The following is a 16,112-nucleotide window of genomic DNA, read 5'->3' on the forward strand; positions in this document are numbered from 1 at the left end:
CCGGGATAGAAATAAAGACACCGGTTGGCCCCATTTCAAAATACTTGGCCAATAAATAAGCAAAAGGGATCTGGAATAACCAGAACGTAAATAAATTTATTTTGGTAGGTGTCCAGGTATCTCCGGCGCCATTAAAAGCACTGGTGAAAACCATCCCCATGCCAAAAATAATAAAGCCCCCGCTTAAAATTTGCAACGAACGGGTGGCCACTTTTCTTACAACAGCGTCATCGGTAAAAAACGATGCGAACAGATGACCGCAGGTTAAAAACAACACACTCACTATCCCTAAAAAAACAACCGTATATTTTATGGTTTGATATACCGATTGTTCGGCCCGGTCTACACGGCCCGCGCCAAGGTTCTGCCCAACCAGCGTGGCAGCGGCGTTACTGAGGCCCCAGGCGGGCAACAAAAAGAACATCATTAACCGCAAGGAGGTTTGATAGCCTGCAGAACCCTTATCTCCCCCCGTAGTGGCAACCAGTTGCGTCAAAAATATCCAGCTGCAACTGGCTATTACAAATTGTAGAATGCCTGGCGCCGCCACTTTTATGATGGCTTTGATCTGGCTCCAGTCGGGGATAAAATAGCTTAAGCGTACCTTAAGCGCGTTTTTATTATTGAACAGATTATAAACCTGGTATAACACTCCCAGGCTGCGACCAATAGTTGTAGCTATGGCCGCCCCCGTTAAACCAAATGCGGGGATAGGGCCTAACCCTCTGATAAAGATGGGACATAAAATAATGTTGGCCAAATTAGCTATAAACAGGCTTCGCATAGCAACTGCAGCATTGCCTGCACCCCTGAAAATGCCATTTATTAAAAATAGTAATACGATGATGATGCTCCCGCTCATCATAATTTGGACGAACGGGGTGCCATGATCTGCTGTTTCTGTTGAGGCGCCCATGATTAGCAGCAGGTCGCGGGCGTGTAAAAATCCCAAAATACTGATCACCAGGTTTACAACTACAGCAATTACAATAGTTTGCATCCCTGCTTTTGATGCCGCCTCCGGGTTTTTTTCGCCAATGCGGCGGGCAACAACTGCTGTTGCGGCCATACTTAAACCTATGGCTAAAGAATATATTACGGTTAGTACAGATTCGGTTAAACCTACTGTTTGAATGGCGTGGCTACTGTTTTCTAAGTGGCCAACAAAATACAGATCGACCAAAGCGAAAACAGATTCCATAACCATCTCCAGCATCATGGGGATAGCTAATAAAACAATGGCTCTTTTTATGCTGATAGCGGTCAGATCAACTTCTTCGCCTTTTAATGATTGCTTTAAAATGCTGAAAAATGAAAATACTTTGCTTTGGGGCTTAGCGGTTTGTGACATATAAAGGTTAATTAAACAGGTGCTTATTAAATATGTAGCCTTTACGGCATAATGTGATGAAATGTAACGTATACAAATCTATATTTAAATTTAGTTGCCTATGCAGTGTATAAATGACATAAACAAGGGTGAATTGCGACAATTTAATGAAAACGTGCCATGGATATTTATCAATGATAAAGGGGATTGTAAACAATAAAAACCACTCACCATTTAACCCAATCAACCACTCACCAACCCACTAAAATGTACTTGTTAAATTCCTTGTACAATTAAAACCATAACCGTATCTTTGCGCCACAATTAATTAATTATTCACGCTTTAATATTATTCACGTAATGTATTTAGGTAAAGAAGCAAAGGCAGAGATCTTTGCAAAACATGGTAAAGCAGCTACTGATACAGGTTCAACTGAAGGTCAGGTAGCATTATTCACTTACCGCATCGCGCATTTAACCGGTCACTTGAAAAAGAACAAACATGATTTTTCAACCCAGTTATCGCTTCAAAAATTAGTAGGTAAACGCCGCGGATTGTTGGCATACCTGTTCAAAAAAGACATTGAAAGATATCGTGCTATCATCAAAGCGTTAGCGCTTAGGGATATTATCAAATAACTTTTCTTTATTTTTTAAAAAAAGCCGTCCGCATATGCAGGATGGCTTTTTTACTTTTGCAACAATACACACACACATAAAAAACCGATGCGCTCCGAAAGATGAAAAGCGCATCACAAAACAAACAAGATGAGTTTAAACGTAATTAAAAAGGTTATTGATTTAGGTGACGGCCGCACCATTGAGATCGAAACCGGTAAACTGGCCAAACAAGCAGATGGCTCTGTAGTAATTAAGATGGGTGATACCATGTTATTGGCTACGGTGGTATCATCGCTAGAAGCAAAAGAAGGGATCGATTTTTTACCTCTTTCTGTTGATTATCAAGAAAAATACGCTGCTACCGGTCGTATCCCCGGTGGATTTTTACGCCGCGAGGCACGTTTATCAGACTATGAGGTTTTGATCTCGCGTTTGGTTGACCGTGCATTACGCCCAATGTTCCCTGATGATTATCATGCTGATACACAGGTAATGATATCATTGATATCTGCAGATAAAGATATTATGCCAGATTGCCTTGCAGGTTTAGCTGCTTCGGCTGCATTAGCTTGTTCTGATATCCCTTTTAACGGGCCAATATCTGAAGTGCGTGTAGCTAAAGTTGATGGCCAGTTAGTTATCAACCCAACTTTAACCCAGTTGCAAACTGCAACATTAGAGTTTATTGTTGCTGGTAGCGAGCACGACATTAACATGGTTGAAGGTGAAAGTGCCGAAATACAGGAAGCTGAACTTGTTGAAGCTATCAAATTTGCACACACTGCTATTAAAATACAGTGTTTAGCTCAAAAAGAATTAACTGCTGAGCTTAACAAAACTGTAAAACGTGTTTACAACCACGAGCACAGCAACGAGGATTTGAAAAAAGCCATCTACGCTGCTACTTATGATCAGGTTTACGCTATTGCCGGTGCTGCATCTGCTAAAGATGAGCGTTCTGCCAGCTTTAAAGCGGTTAGGGATGCATACATCGCTACTTTAGGCGAGATTGATGATATCACTAAATCATTAGCTAAAAAATATTACCACGATGTGGAGTACGATGCTATCCGTAACCTTGTATTAGACGAGGGCAAACGTTTAGACGGCCGTACTACTACCCAGATACGCCCTATATGGAGCGAAATTGGTTACTTGCCATCTGCACACGGTTCTGCGGTATTTACCCGCGGCGAAACACAAGCATTAACCACTGTTACCTTAGGTGCTAAGGATGACGAGCAAATGATTGATGGCGCGTTTATTAATGGTTACCAAAAATTCCTGTTACACTACAATTTCCCAGGTTTCTCAACCGGCGAAGTTCGCCCTAACAGGGGTGCAGGCCGTCGCGAGATTGGTCATGGTAACCTGGCTATGCGTTCGTTAAAACGTGTTTTACCTGCCGAAGATCAAAACCCATACACTATCCGTATTGTTTCTGATATTTTGGAGTCTAACGGTTCATCATCAATGGCTACGGTTTGTGCCGGTACATTGGCTTTGATGGATGCCGGTATCAAAATCACCAACCCGGTATCTGGTATCGCGATGGGACTGATCACCAATGAAATGGGTACTAAATATGCTATCCTTTCTGATATCCTTGGTGATGAAGATCACTTAGGTGATATGGACTTTAAAGTAACCGGTACCGAAAAAGGTATTGTTGCTGTACAAATGGACTTAAAGATAAACGGTTTATCATACGAAGTTTTAACCAACGCGTTAAACCAGGCTAAAGATGGTCGTTTACATATCTTAGGCGAAATGGCCAAAACCATTACCGCGCCACGTGAGGATTACAAACCACACGCTCCGCGTATTGTAATGATCAAAATTGATAAAGAATTTATTGGTGCAGTAATAGGGCCCGGTGGTAAAATTATCCAGGAAATGCAGCGCGAAACAGGTGCTACCATCTCTATCGAGGAAAAAGACAACCAGGGTATTGTTCAAATATTTGCCGATAACAAAGCAGCTATTGACCAGGCTTTAGGCCGTATCCGCGCCATCGCTTCTAAACCAGAGGTAGGCGAGATATACGAAGGTAAAGTGAAATCAATTATGCCGTTTGGTGCATTTGTTGAAATTATGCCGGGTAAAGATGGCTTGTTACACATATCTGAAATTGACCACCGCAGAATTGAGACCATGGATGGTATCTTTAATGTAGGCGATGAAGTACGTGTAAAACTACTTGACGTTGATAAACAAGGTAAACTTAAGCTGTCGCGCAAGGCATTATTGCCACGCCCTGAGAGCAGCAAACCTGAGAGTAATTAATCAGGGTTAAATCCATAACGCAAAACCCTCTAAAAAGAGGGTTTTGCTATTTAATGAAAAAAAAATTTAATTAAAACAAAATTTAAACCTGAGTTGTTGAGTATAGTTAAGTATAACTGTATCAAACAAAGCTAAAACAAAGCCGGTCTGTTTATCGCAAATGACATCTATTAAAAATGATCCTTTAAGCTTTCTAAATAATTCTCCGGGGGTACAGGGCGGCGCGCAAACCGATCTTATCCAGAAGTTATTGTATGAAATTATTAGGGTAAAAGAGCTCATTACTTATTACGACTCCATCCCAAATGGGGCAGGGCAGCTTGGTTCTTCTATTTTGAATGAGCTGGTTACCGAAGCCTACAATTCCCTGGTGAATTACGATACTGTTTTAATGAAAAAATACTACGACCTGTTGCTTAACTGCGATTGATGGGTTATTTATTGATTATTGAATTAGCGATTTAGTTATTGATAAGAAAAATTGCATAGCGATTTTCACCTTTCCCCTAAAACCTTCTCGCGCAACTCTCTTGAAATTTCTTCGGTTACCTTAATAATATCATCGGCAACGTGGGTGTTGTTCTCAATGATCCTGTCGGCCTGGTTACGGTAGGGTAGCAGATACTCCTTATAGGCGGGTACAACGTGGTTTACCCATTTGTAGTACGCGTCCTCGTTTGAGTAGCCGCGTTCCAGCAGGTCGCGTTTAAGGCGGCGTTGCAGAGCAATGTCTTCATCGGCCTCAATAAAGATTTTCATATCCAGCTCTTTGGCTATTTTCTCAAAGTGCATTATGAATAATCCCTCTACAATAATGATGGGCGCCGGCTTTATCTCCAGCATTTTAGGAACAAGATCGGCATTGTTAAATGTGTACTCTTGTTTTAAAAAGCTTTGATTGTTCAGCAACTTGTATATATCGCTCTCAAAGTGGTCGTAATCTATAGTTGATGGCAGGTCAAAGTTATACTCTTTGTTCTCCTCCTTGGTCATGTTATGCGCCACCGGGAAGTAGTAGTCATCCTGCGATATCAAACATACCTCGTCGGCACTGAAGTGTTCCAAAAAGCATTTTAAAAAGAAGGTTTTGCCAGATCCGCTGCCACCGGCAACGCCAATTACGTAAGGTTTATTCATTAGGGGTACCGTAGCTGATATTTACATGAAAACGTTTGTCGAGTGCGCCTAATGCTTCAGCAACATTTTTGGTCATCACAATTATAGCATCCTTGGTCGACTCGCTATCGGTAAAGCGGCCAACTACCTTAGCAAAGGTGGTGCGGTTATTCATAGGGTTAGTTATGCGCATAACTGTGCCTATTGGGGCTGTACGGTGCAAAATAAGTTTTTTATTAGGGTCAAGGCTGGCATCATCTATCCAGGTAGCAACACCTTTTTCGTTCTTCTCAAATAAGCCATATTTGTTTGTTCCGGCCTTGTGGTTAGCCAGGCTATCGTCGGCAGCAACATAGGTAGAGTCGCGCTTCATGGTATCAGCATGGATGTCCTCAACAGGTGCAACGCCATTAGGCACCAGTAAAACCTGGCCTGGCGTTAAACTGGTCGACTTTAAATTATTTAATGCAGTAATGGCTTCAACTGTAGTATTAAAACGTTTGGCAATAGCATACAGCGTTTCGTGTGCGGATACCTTATATTGCTGTGAAGTAGCAGTTGCCGCAGGTGTTTGCGCAGGCTTCTGATCGTTATTTTTAACCGGCTGTTGCGTTACTGCAGGAGGCGTTTTAACCGGCGTTTGTTCGGCAGGTTTGGTTTGGGGTTGTGTTTTAACCGTCGCTTGCTCCGTAGGTTTAGTTTGCGGCTGTGTTACCGGTGGTTGCACTGTAGGAGCAGGTTTAACGGTTTCCACTATAGATCTTTCGGTAGGTACTTTAATAATTTGGCCAATTTGCATGCGGGCGTTATTATTAAACTTTTGGATAACCTTTGGGCTAACACCGTATTTACGGCCTAATGAGTAGTAATTATCTTTAGGATCGAGTTTATGCAGGATCACCTTTTTGCCGTTCAGGTTTTCAACACCAACAGAATCGGGCAGTGCCGATGCAAATATGGCAGAAGATACGCTAAGCAAAACGGTGGTTAATAGTAGTATTTTAAATTTCATAATAAATTCTTATTCAGTAATTTATACTTTTAAAACCTTTATTTCGGCCTTGTTTTTTATATAAATCAGTGCGTTTTTATGTAATACAAACGCCTCTGGCTGTAATTTTTGTATATCCTGGTTCAATAAATCGTGGTAAACCACATCATTGCCATTCATAATATACAGTTGCTGTTGTAGGGCCCCATTTTTTAAAGTGTGCAAAGATACAATTCTGTAACTATTATGGTTTAGGTAATGTACCATATTTCCGTAAGGTTCATCAGGCAAAGTGCCGGGAACCATCTGGTGTACGGGTATCATATCAGGTATGACTATATCGTTCTCCAAAGGTTTATCCGTGCCGGCATCATAAGGCTTTATTGTTTGGCCGGTAAGTATATCGACAACAAATAATTTTTTTGGCAGTATGTTGGTATTGTACACCACAGGGCCACTAACCGATAGGTGGTCAAAAGCCAGGCTGTAGTTGCTCCAAAGCTCTGCAGCTGTTATGGCATCAATGGCAATAATTGATTTGTGCTCGGGGCCACTTTCGTGCCTGTAATAATGCAATAGCATTACACCCTTGTAAATACCTTCAATACCGGTAAGCCAGCGCTCGGGTAGGGTATGAATGGTGAAATATGTTTCGCCGGTTAATAAATTAAGCGACGCGAAGCTGGTTTGCTTATCCTTTTCGTTACGGATCTCAATAGCCATTATATCTGTTTCCCCATCAATTTGCAGCCGCCATATGGTGCCATTAAGGGTTTGCGAGATGAATGGTTGTAGCATTGTCATTAAGTGTGCAAATATGGTTATTTATATTAAAACCTGTTAATTTTGATAAACAATGCCTATCACGGGTTGTTATCACGTAAAATAAATTATATCATGGACGCTGAAAAAATAAGCTTAGAAGAAGTTAAAGTAAAACCCGTAGTTGACCACCTGAACGACCTGCTGGCAAACTATCATATCCACTACCAAAAATTACGTGGCTGCCACTGGAATGTTAAGGGGAAAAGCTTTTTTACACTGCACGTAAAATTCGAAGAATTATATACCGAAGCACTTACCACTATTGATGAATTGGCCGAACGGATCCTTACCCTGGGTAAACCACCATATAGCACATTTAACGATTATATCACCACATCAACCCTAAAGGAAGTTAACACCATTGGTATGAAAGATACCGATATGGTAAAAGCCATAATTAAAGATATGGCTGTGCTTATTGAAATGGAACGCCAGTTACTGGACATTACCGCCGAAGCCGGCGACGATGGTACCAACGATATGGTGAACCGCTTTATGCAGTTTAAAGAAAAGAACACCTGGATGCTGCGCTCTTTTGTGAACGAAGATTAAGCTTTGGACGAAGGACGAAAAGATAAAGGACGAAAGACCATGGGGAATAAATATGGTGGAATGACGGTTAATGAACGATTATATGTGAGTGGATTGTGGGAAAAATTCGACAAAGCGATAGCGCAAAAAGACATTGATTTAATGATCGCTATACTTAAAGAAGTTGAACTAAATGATTCAAATATTCAAGCAATTTTAAAATCTGAGGGATTTGCAGCTTAATTAGTCATACAGAGCATATAAAAAAAGCGATGAGTTTTACTCATCGCTTTTTTTATGGTTGCAAACTGCAAACTTTTTACTGCCAACTTAAAACCGGTATCCCAAAGTTAAGTAACCGTTGTTATTGCTGTTTCTTAACATGGCAGACGGGCTTGCGGTGCCAACATCATAAGGGAATATATTTTGGTTGCCCGAGGAGTGTGCATAGGTAGCATCTACGTAATAGCTGCCAAAGCGCAGGCCAACACCACCACTCACGGTTTTAATATCGCTGCCGTTCTCTTTACGGGCGTTGCCTTGAATACCATAACCACCGCGTAGTAAAAAGAAATTGGTTAACCGGGCTTCGGCGCCAACATGCGCGTTAATAGTTGATTTGTATAAAGCTTTAATATCCGGGTTATCTATACGGTCACCGTCGTAGTCTGTGTTACTGCTTAGGTGCGCTGTGCTGTAGTCAACATACTCAACATCGCCGGTAATAAAACCAAAATGTTTAATAAATACTGATGCACCACCTGCTAATTTTAAAGGTGTACGTAAATTATAGTTCAGTGTATAATCGTCAGATTGGTTGCTGGTTGTAGAATTGTTTCCTATCTGTGAAGCAAGCCCTTCGTTATAAGCATCGTCTATATTGTAAAATGTAGGGGAGGTGAAAACCGCTCCTAAACGTACAGCTTCGGTAGGTTTATAAATAACACCCAGCCTTGCGGTAAACCCGGTACCTGTTGTTCTTTGGTTTTGTGAATATGCCGAACTAAAATCACGATTTACAGGTAGGTTGTTTTCTAACACAGATAGTGTGCCATCTTCGTAAAAGGTACTAAAAGAGGTATAATCTATATCGGTAAAGCTAAGGCCTAAACCTAAATAAAGCTTGTTGCTGTAATTACCACCGATAGAAAAATCGACAGATGATTGGCTTCCCCTACGATTAATAAAAGCTTCCTGGGTATTTGGGCCTACATTGTTGGCCCTATACTCGGATGTGGTTGGGGTAAGGGCATACTGATCTATCAGTTGATGGTCATAAGCCCAGCCAGCTAAGGTACCCTCATCAATACCGAATTGGTTTGCCTGGTCTGCATAGTAATTATTGATAGAGTTGACATTATTTGTACCACCGTAATGAATGTTTTGGTTAAAATCGTTTGTGCGGCTAAAACCAACACCATAGTTAACGCTTAACCAACCTTTGTTTTTATCGGCACCGGCAGGTTTGCTTAGCTGGTTATAAATAACAAGGGCTGCATTATTTAAATTAACAGTGTTACGGGAAGCTGAATTGGCTTGCCCAAAGTAGTTAGATTTAGATTTTGAACCATCAAACTCGGGCGTAATGCTAAACTCCGACCGGGTAAAAAAGCCTAAGCCTGCGGGGTTACCACTAACATTGCTTAAGTCGCCGCCAACTGCAGTACCGGCATTACCAACCGCTTTTATACGCGAGGTAGATCCGTTTGTAGTTTGCGAGAACCGGATGGCATCTTGCGAATACTGAGCAAAACTATTTTGGGTAAGTGCTACTATAGCAATTACACTTAGTATATATTTAATTTTCATAAACTTTAGGTATGTTAAAATTAGTTCCTTACTGGCCTGCCACCACCGCCGCCACCACCACTTGAACCGCCGCCGCCTCTTGAGCCACCGCTATTGCTTGATGGTGCAGGTGCAGAACGTTCAACACTTGGTTGATAAGTTGGCCTATCGGAACGTACACCACGTGTAGCACGGGTATCGCCATAAGCCGGCCTGCCCACATTACCGTTTGCAGGTCGCGACCCGCGGTTTGGAATGTAGCCTATGCCATTATTGTTGCCATAAGCTGTACGCGGGCGGTTACCAAATGCAGTACTGCCCGGGCTGCCGTTACCCCGGTAAGGGCGCGGGTTGTTGCGGTATGCCGAGTAGCCACCCCAATAGTTACCACCATAGCCATATCCATAACCAATACCCCAGAATGAGTATGGTGAATAACCCCATGGCGAAAAGCCATAACCGTAACCACCCCATGGGTAACCACCGCCAAAACCACCGCCGTAGCCATAACCGAAACCGCCACCATAGCCAAAGCCGGCACCGTAACCAAAGCCAAAACCAAGGTTAAAGCCGCTGCCATAATAGCCATAAGGCGAGTAGCCAGAATAGAAATTATCGTAATATCCGAAAGGAGAGTAATAACCGAAACGGTTTATACGTGATGAATAATCATCGTAGTAGTAGTAATCGTCTTCGTCGTCGTACTGGTCGTCGCCGGCATCCTGGTTGTATTCATCATTTCTGGTAATGTACACAGGCTCTTCGGCCGCGGTCGCGTGCGAGAAATACACGTCATCGTCGTTTTTTGAGGTGGTCGCAGTTTTGTTAACGGAGCAGGAACTCAGCGCTATAGCACTGATCAAAATCATTCCTTTAATAAGGTTCCTTTTCATTTTTGTAAGGATGTAAAGTTCTAAGGTCAAATAAACGTATAAATTTATAAATTTGGGCGTTATTAATTTTAATAACAAAGTCAATTTTCTATTCCAAAAATCAATATATGAGTAAAGGTGTTATTAGTAAAGACGAAGATTATTCGCAATGGTTTAACGACTTAATAATTAAATCTGATCTTGCCGAATATTCGCCGGTGAGAGGCTGCATGATCATTAAACCGTATGGTTATTCTATCTGGGAAAAAATACAGGCGGTGCTCGATAAAATGTTTAAAGAAACAGGGCACAGTAATGCTTACTTTCCGTTGTTGATACCAAAATCCTTTTTCTCAAAAGAAGCCAGCCACGTGGAAGGCTTCGCTAAAGAATGTGCCGTGGTTACCCACTACAGGCTAAAGAACGATGGAAGCGGTAATATTGTTGTGGATGAGGATGCGAAATTAGAAGAAGAATTAATTATCCGTCCAACATCAGAAACTATCATCTGGAACACCTACCGCGGATGGATCCAAAGCTACCGCGATCTGCCTATTCTGGTAAACCAATGGGCCAACGTTATGCGCTGGGAAATGCGTACCCGTTTGTTTTTGCGTACCAGCGAATTTTTATGGCAGGAAGGCCATACCGCCCACGCAACAGCCGACGAAGCAATAGCCGAAACAGAACAAATGCTGAACGTTTATGCAGATTTTGCCGAAAACTGGATGGCATTGCCCGTTGTAAAAGGCCGTAAAACACCCAACGAACGTTTCGCCGGTGCTTTAGATACCTATTGTATTGAAGCTTTAATGCAGGATGGTAAAGCGCTGCAGGCAGGTACATCTCACTTTTTAGGGCAAAATTTTGCCAAGGCGTTTGATGTAAAGTTTACCAATAAAGAAAACGTACAGGATTTTGTTTGGGCAACCTCATGGGGGGTATCAACCCGTTTAATTGGCGCGCTGATAATGGCCCACTCTGACGATGCCGGTTTGGTATTGCCACCAAAATTGGCACCAATACAGGTTGTTATTGTACCAATTTATAAACACGACGAGGAACTGGAAAACATTACCACGTTTGTAAACGCACTTACAAAAGAGCTGCGTTCAAAAGATATCACTGTTAAGTTTGATAAACGCGATACACACCGCCCGGGTGCTAAGTTTGCCGAGTACGAACTGAAAGGCGTTCCATTGCGCGTTGCCATTGGCAGCAGGGATATGCAAAACGGTACAGTTGAGCTTGCCCGCAGGGATACCAAAACAAAAGAAACGGTAAACCAGGAAGGCCTTGCCGCGCATATCGAAGCTTTATTAGAAGAGATTCAAACAAATATCTACGCAAAAGCGGCAACGTTCCGCGAGGAAAACACTACCGAGGTGGATACTTACGACGAGTTTAAGCGCATGCTTGATGAGCAGCCGGGCTTTTTATCGGCCCATTGGGATGGCACCGCCGAAACCGAACAAAAAATAAAAGATGAAACTAAGGCTACAATCCGTTGTATACCTTTGAACAATAAACAGGAAGAAGGCAAATGTATTTTGACGGGTAAACCGTCTACGCAAAGGGTACTTTTCGCAAGAGCGTATTAATGATTAGTGAGTGGTTGATTGGGTTAAGTGGTGAATGGTTTTAGCTGCACATGCATTTTTAATATTTAAAGACTAATAAACCACCAATCAAAAATATGGCCTCATTTACGGATCTGGAAACATGGAAGCAATCAAGAAAGATCAGGAACTACGTTTCTGATCTTGTAAAGAAATTCCCGGTTGACGAAAAATTTAGACTGATAGACCAGATCATACGTTCTTCCCGTTCTATTGGTAATAATTTGGCAGAAGGACACGGCCGTTTTCATTATCAGGATAATATCCGCTTTTGTATAATGGCAAGAGGTTCATTAACCGAAACGCTGGATCATTTGATTATCGCATTAGACGAGAAAATTATTAGTGAAGAAACTTTGCAATCATTTCAACCGGAGTACGAAAGCTGTTTGAAATTAATAAATGGTTACATTCAATATTTAAAAAGTAAAAAAACGGGTGAATAGTTGATTGTGAGAGTAGTTGATTTACGTCGCTGCTCCCCAACAAACAACCACTCACCACTTAACTCAATCAACCACTCACCAACCCCATGAAATTCGGAACAAAAGCAATCCACGCAGGGCAGGAGCCCGACCCAACTACCGGCGCTATTATGACGCCGATATACCAGACATCAACCTACTGGCAAAAATCGCCGGGCGATAATAAGGGTTACGAGTACTCGCGCGGTACAAACCCAACCCGCAAGGCGCTGGAAGATTGTTTGGCAGCTTTAGAGAACGCAAAGTACGGCCTGGCTTTCTCGAGCGGTATGGGTGCTACTGACGCGGTAATGAAATTGCTTGCCCCGGGCGATGAGGTGATTACCGGTAATGATCTTTACGGAGGCTCATACCGTATCTTTACTAAGATATACGCCAATTATGGCATCAAATTCCATTTCCTTGATCTGTCGAACCCCGATATTATCAACGAATATGTGAATGATAAAACTAAACTGGTTTGGATAGAAACACCTACCAACCCTACCATGCAGGTGGTGGATATTGAAGCGATAGGCAAAATAACGAAAGCTAAAAATCTGCTGTTTGTGGTAGATAATACCTTTGCTTCGCCTTACCTGCAAAACCCTATTGATATGGGTGCCGATGTGGTAATGCACTCGGTTACCAAATACATTGGCGGCCACAGCGACGTGGTAATGGGTGCCCTGATGCTGAACGATGAGGAGCTTTACAAAAAGCTTTGGTTCATTTACAATGCCTGCGGAGCTACACCGGGCCCTATGGATAGCTTTTTGGTGCTACGTGGCATAAAAACCCTGCACCTGCGCATGAAAGCGCATTGCGAAAACGGCCGCCAGATTGCCGAGTTTTTGAAAGACCACCCGCGCGTAGAAAAGATCTACTGGCCGGGTTTCCCTGATTCTAAAAACCACGATATAGCCAAAAAGCAAATGCGCGATTTTGGTGGTATGATATCCATTGTATTAAAAGGTGCCGATCTAAAGGAAACTTTCCGCATTGCATCGTCATTTAAAGTATTTGCCCTGGCCGAATCATTAGGCGGTGTAGAATCGTTGATCAACCACCCCGTAAGCATGACCCACGGATCTATCCCTAAAGAGGAGCGTGAAAAAGCCGGTGTGGTAGATAATTTACTGCGCCTAAGTGTAGGGGTAGAGGATATTGAAGACTTGTTAGAAGATTTGAAACAGGCATTAGCTTAAGAAAAGCCAGTATATAAGAGTCAAGAGCCAAGACGACAAGTTCCATTCTTGTTTCTTGGCTCTTGTTTCTTAATTCTAAAATTATGAATGATAACCTCAAGTCCTTCCTCGACCAAAAAGTTGCCCAATATAACCGCCCCGAGTTTATTGCGAACGACCCGATAAGTATCCCGCACCTATTCAGCAAAAAGCAGGATATCGAGATCATGGGGTTTTGGGCGGCCACACTGGCTTGGGGGCAACGGGTTACTATCATCAAAAAGTGCAGGGAATTAATTACCCTGATGGATGGCGCACCCTACGATTTCATCATCAACCACGAAGAACCCGACCTGAAGAAACTCCTGCACTTTAAGCACCGTACCTTTAATGATATTGATACGCTATATTTCATAGCATTTTTTAGATGGCATTACGAGAACTATGATAGTTTGGAGGATGCATTTGTACCGAAGCCCCCCAGCCCCCTGAAGGGGGAGCAGGATACCTTACTTGCTAATCAAAAACTCCCCCTTCAGGGGGGTGGGGGGCCTGTGGAAACTGCCCTCAACCACTTCCGTTCTTATTTCTTCTCCTTACCTGATTTTCCGCATCGTACAAAAAAGCATGTGTCATCTCCATCGCAAAAATCTACCTGTAAACGGCTGAATATGTTTTTGCGCTGGATGGTACGTAAGGATAATAATGGTGTGGATTTTGGCATCTGGAACCGACTAAAATCCGCCGACCTGATCTGCCCCTGCGACCTGCACGTTGACCGTGTTGCACGCCACCTCAAACTCATTACCCGCAAACAAACCGACTGGCAAACGGCCATTGAATTAACCGAAGGTCTAAAAGAACTTGACCCTCTTGATCCCGTTAAATATGACTTCGCCCTGTTTGGTTTGGGTATCGAGGAGCGCTGGGGGATAGAAGGGATATTGCCGGAGTTTGATTGAATAGGTCGCCTGTCATTTCGAACGATAGTGAGAAATCTTGTTCGTTTGATAGGCGGTGAACTTTGCATAATGAACAAGATTTCTCCTCGTACCTCGTTCGAAATGACAATAGTTTTTTAACTTTAAGTCAAAATACAATCCCATTGGCAACATCAGAAGAATACAACCTGTCAGATTTCCTGAACGGAAAAAGCGAGCATACGCTTATGCTGTTTGATCATTTTGTAAATAGCATTAATACTATTGGTAAAGTAGAATTAGTACCGTTGAAAAGTATGATAGGCCTGGATAATGGCCATAAACGTATTGCCTATATCACCCAATTGGGTAAAAATTTCATCCATGTAGTATTCCCGTTTAAGCAGGAATATCCGGATAATCTCTGTTTCCAGAAAATAGCCCAGGTGCCCGGCCAGCAACAGTTCAATCACCATTTCAGGATGTTGAATATAGAGGATGTGAATGATGAAGTGTTAGAATTTATGCGTTTCGCTTATCGCGAAGAAGCCTGAAAAATGAACAGCATTATCTAACTCAGTTTCCAGTCGGGCCTTTCAAAATGGCAGGTATAACCATAAGGGTGCTTTTTTAAATAATCCTGATGCTCCTCTTCTGCATCCCAAAAATCAGTTTCAGGTACTACTTCGGTAACTATTTTACCAGGCCATATACCAGAAGCTTCCATTTCTGCGATCAATGCATTTGCTGTTTCGCGCTGGCTTTCATTGGAATAAAAAATGGCAGAACGATACGAAGCGCCAATGTCGTTGCCTTGTCTGTTCCGTGTTGTTGGATCATGGATCTGGAAGAAGTATTCCAACAGTGCACGATAAGATAAAACTGACGGATCAAACACTACTGCTATGGCTTCAGCATGTGTACCATGGTTCCGGTATGTTGCATTCGGTACGTTGCCGCCGGTGTATCCCACAACAGTAGAAATAACACCGGGATATTGCTTGATAAGTTCTTCTACTCCCCAAAAACAACCGCCGGCCAAAATAGCTTTTTCAGTATTCATATAGCTTTATTTTAATGATAACTAAGGTATGGGACAAATAATTAAATGGCAACAATAACCGCAGTTTGCTCCATTCATTTTACCCTTAGCTTACATATTAAAGAAGGGTAATAGCTATTTGTTTGGGCGGATATTGAAATATAAGAACCACAAACGTATAGATATCCATTATAGATTCGTTACCAAAAGTTTGGGCTTTTAAAAAAGATTATTGAGGATGGTGATGTGTGCCGGGATCGATCATCGCTATCCCGCTCTCATAGAAATCATTAGAAAAAGCCGGCCTGTTTTTAGCCTTGTTGTAATCCGACTCTTTTTTAAGAATATAAAATACCAGTGCCGACCAAATGAACGGCACAAGAACCGTAAACCAGGTGTTTATTCGCTTTTGCTTTTTAGTGAAAAGTGTTGTGTTGCCTATTCTGATAATGGTATATATGGCAAGAAAAGCATGGGCTATAAGTAATAAAAGAAGTATTATCTCTATGCCGTCCATATC

General features: G+C 42.2%; 18 protein-coding genes. 10 read left to right on the plus strand and 8 right to left on the minus strand.

The genetic code is table 11. The features are described from left to right. Nucleotides 1–1,351, minus strand: a 1,351-nt coding sequence (locus tag JWQ85_RS18385; protein WP_299470527.1) for an MATE family efflux transporter, incomplete at its 3' end; no start/stop codon positions are given. Nucleotides 1,352–1,690: 339 nt separating this feature from the next. Here JWQ85_RS18385 and rpsO point away from each other — a divergent pair. The 3 genes from rpsO (at nt 1,691) to JWQ85_RS18400 (ending at nt 4,667) form a co-directional block, all read left to right on the plus strand. Beyond that, nucleotides 1,691–1,969, plus strand: coding sequence for a 30S ribosomal protein S15 (gene rpsO, locus JWQ85_RS18390; protein WP_299470529.1), 279 nt, complete (start codon nt 1,691–1,693; stop codon nt 1,967–1,969). Between the two features lie 129 nt (nt 1,970–2,098). Then, nucleotides 2,099–4,237, plus strand: a complete 2,139-nt coding sequence (gene pnp / locus JWQ85_RS18395; protein WP_299470531.1) for a polyribonucleotide nucleotidyltransferase — start codon at nt 2,099–2,101, stop codon at nt 4,235–4,237. A 160-nt stretch (nt 4,238–4,397) separates the two neighbouring features. Then, nucleotides 4,398–4,667: a hypothetical protein gene (locus tag JWQ85_RS18400; protein WP_299470533.1), complete on the plus strand. Its 270-nt coding sequence runs from the start codon at nt 4,398–4,400 to the stop codon at nt 4,665–4,667. A gap of 65 nt (nt 4,668–4,732) precedes the next feature. Here JWQ85_RS18400 and JWQ85_RS18405 read toward each other — a convergent pair whose 3' ends face one another. Genes JWQ85_RS18405 through JWQ85_RS18415 form a run of 3 tightly spaced genes read right to left on the minus strand, consistent with a single transcriptional unit; the run spans nt 4,733 to nt 7,142 of the window. After that, entirely contained in the window at nt 4,733–5,374 is a 642-nt protein-coding gene (locus JWQ85_RS18405; protein WP_299470535.1) for a uridine kinase, read from the minus strand. Further along, complete coding sequence (locus JWQ85_RS18410) at nt 5,367–6,365, minus strand: LysM peptidoglycan-binding domain-containing protein (protein ID WP_299470537.1); 999 nt, start codon at nt 6,363–6,365, stop codon at nt 5,367–5,369. The genes JWQ85_RS18405 and JWQ85_RS18410 overlap by 8 nt, the downstream gene beginning before the upstream one ends. A gap of 21 nt (nt 6,366–6,386) precedes the next feature. Next, a complete protein-coding gene (locus tag JWQ85_RS18415; protein WP_299470539.1) occupies nt 6,387–7,142 on the minus strand; it encodes a DUF4905 domain-containing protein in 756 nt (251 codons plus the stop codon). Nucleotides 7,143–7,241: 99 nt separating this feature from the next. Here JWQ85_RS18415 and JWQ85_RS18420 point away from each other — a divergent pair, with 99 nt between their 5' ends. Beyond that, a complete protein-coding gene (locus JWQ85_RS18420) occupies nt 7,242–7,721 on the plus strand; it encodes a DNA starvation/stationary phase protection protein (RefSeq protein ID WP_299470541.1) in 480 nt (159 codons plus the stop codon). Nucleotides 7,722–7,724: 3 nt separating this feature from the next. Then, a complete protein-coding gene (locus JWQ85_RS18425) occupies nt 7,725–7,943 on the plus strand; it encodes a hypothetical protein (protein ID WP_299470543.1) in 219 nt (72 codons plus the stop codon). Between the two features lie 87 nt (nt 7,944–8,030). Here JWQ85_RS18425 and JWQ85_RS18430 read toward each other — a convergent pair whose 3' ends face one another. Both JWQ85_RS18430 and JWQ85_RS18435 read right to left on the minus strand, forming a co-directional pair. After that, nucleotides 8,031–9,509: a hypothetical protein gene (locus JWQ85_RS18430; RefSeq protein WP_299470544.1), complete on the minus strand. Its 1,479-nt coding sequence runs from the start codon at nt 9,507–9,509 to the stop codon at nt 8,031–8,033. Between the two features lie 20 nt (nt 9,510–9,529). Beyond that, entirely contained in the window at nt 9,530–10,381 is an 852-nt protein-coding gene (locus JWQ85_RS18435; protein WP_299470546.1) for a hypothetical protein, read from the minus strand. A gap of 107 nt (nt 10,382–10,488) precedes the next feature. On the opposite strand from JWQ85_RS18435, the gene proS reads away from it, so the two are divergent. The 5 genes from proS (at nt 10,489) to JWQ85_RS18460 (ending at nt 15,104) form a co-directional block, all read left to right on the plus strand. Further along, on the plus strand, nt 10,489–11,961 hold the full coding sequence (gene proS / locus JWQ85_RS18440; RefSeq protein WP_299470548.1) for a proline--tRNA ligase: 1,473 nt from the start codon (nt 10,489–10,491) through the stop codon (nt 11,959–11,961). Between the two features lie 95 nt (nt 11,962–12,056). Continuing rightward, nucleotides 12,057–12,425, plus strand: a complete 369-nt coding sequence (locus tag JWQ85_RS18445; RefSeq protein WP_299470550.1) for a four helix bundle protein — start codon at nt 12,057–12,059, stop codon at nt 12,423–12,425. An 86-nt stretch (nt 12,426–12,511) separates the two neighbouring features. Beyond that, nucleotides 12,512–13,651: a cystathionine gamma-synthase gene (locus JWQ85_RS18450; protein WP_299470552.1), complete on the plus strand. Its 1,140-nt coding sequence runs from the start codon at nt 12,512–12,514 to the stop codon at nt 13,649–13,651. An 83-nt stretch (nt 13,652–13,734) separates the two neighbouring features. Then, on the plus strand, nt 13,735–14,592 hold the full coding sequence (locus tag JWQ85_RS18455; protein ID WP_299470554.1) for a TIGR02757 family protein: 858 nt from the start codon (nt 13,735–13,737) through the stop codon (nt 14,590–14,592). Between the two features lie 143 nt (nt 14,593–14,735). Continuing rightward, nucleotides 14,736–15,104 carry a DUF5655 domain-containing protein gene (locus JWQ85_RS18460; RefSeq protein WP_299470556.1) on the plus strand — a complete coding sequence of 123 codons (369 nt, stop codon included), beginning with the start codon at nt 14,736–14,738 and terminating at the stop codon, nt 15,102–15,104. Between the two features lie 17 nt (nt 15,105–15,121). Here the strand turns inward: JWQ85_RS18460 and msrA are convergent, their stop codons facing one another. Next, the gene (msrA, locus tag JWQ85_RS18465) at nt 15,122–15,613 is read right to left on the minus strand and encodes a peptide-methionine (S)-S-oxide reductase MsrA (protein ID WP_299470558.1); all 492 of its coding nucleotides are present in this window, start codon (nt 15,611–15,613) and stop codon (nt 15,122–15,124) included. 208 nt (nt 15,614–15,821) lie between these two features. After that, the gene (locus JWQ85_RS18470) at nt 15,822–16,109 is read right to left on the minus strand and encodes a hypothetical protein (RefSeq protein WP_299470560.1); all 288 of its coding nucleotides are present in this window, start codon (nt 16,107–16,109) and stop codon (nt 15,822–15,824) included. Nucleotides 16,110–16,112 lie beyond the last annotated feature (3 nt).

Source organism: Mucilaginibacter sp., assembly GCF_028288105.1.
Taxonomy (GTDB): Bacteria; Bacteroidota; Bacteroidia; order Sphingobacteriales; family Sphingobacteriaceae; genus Mucilaginibacter.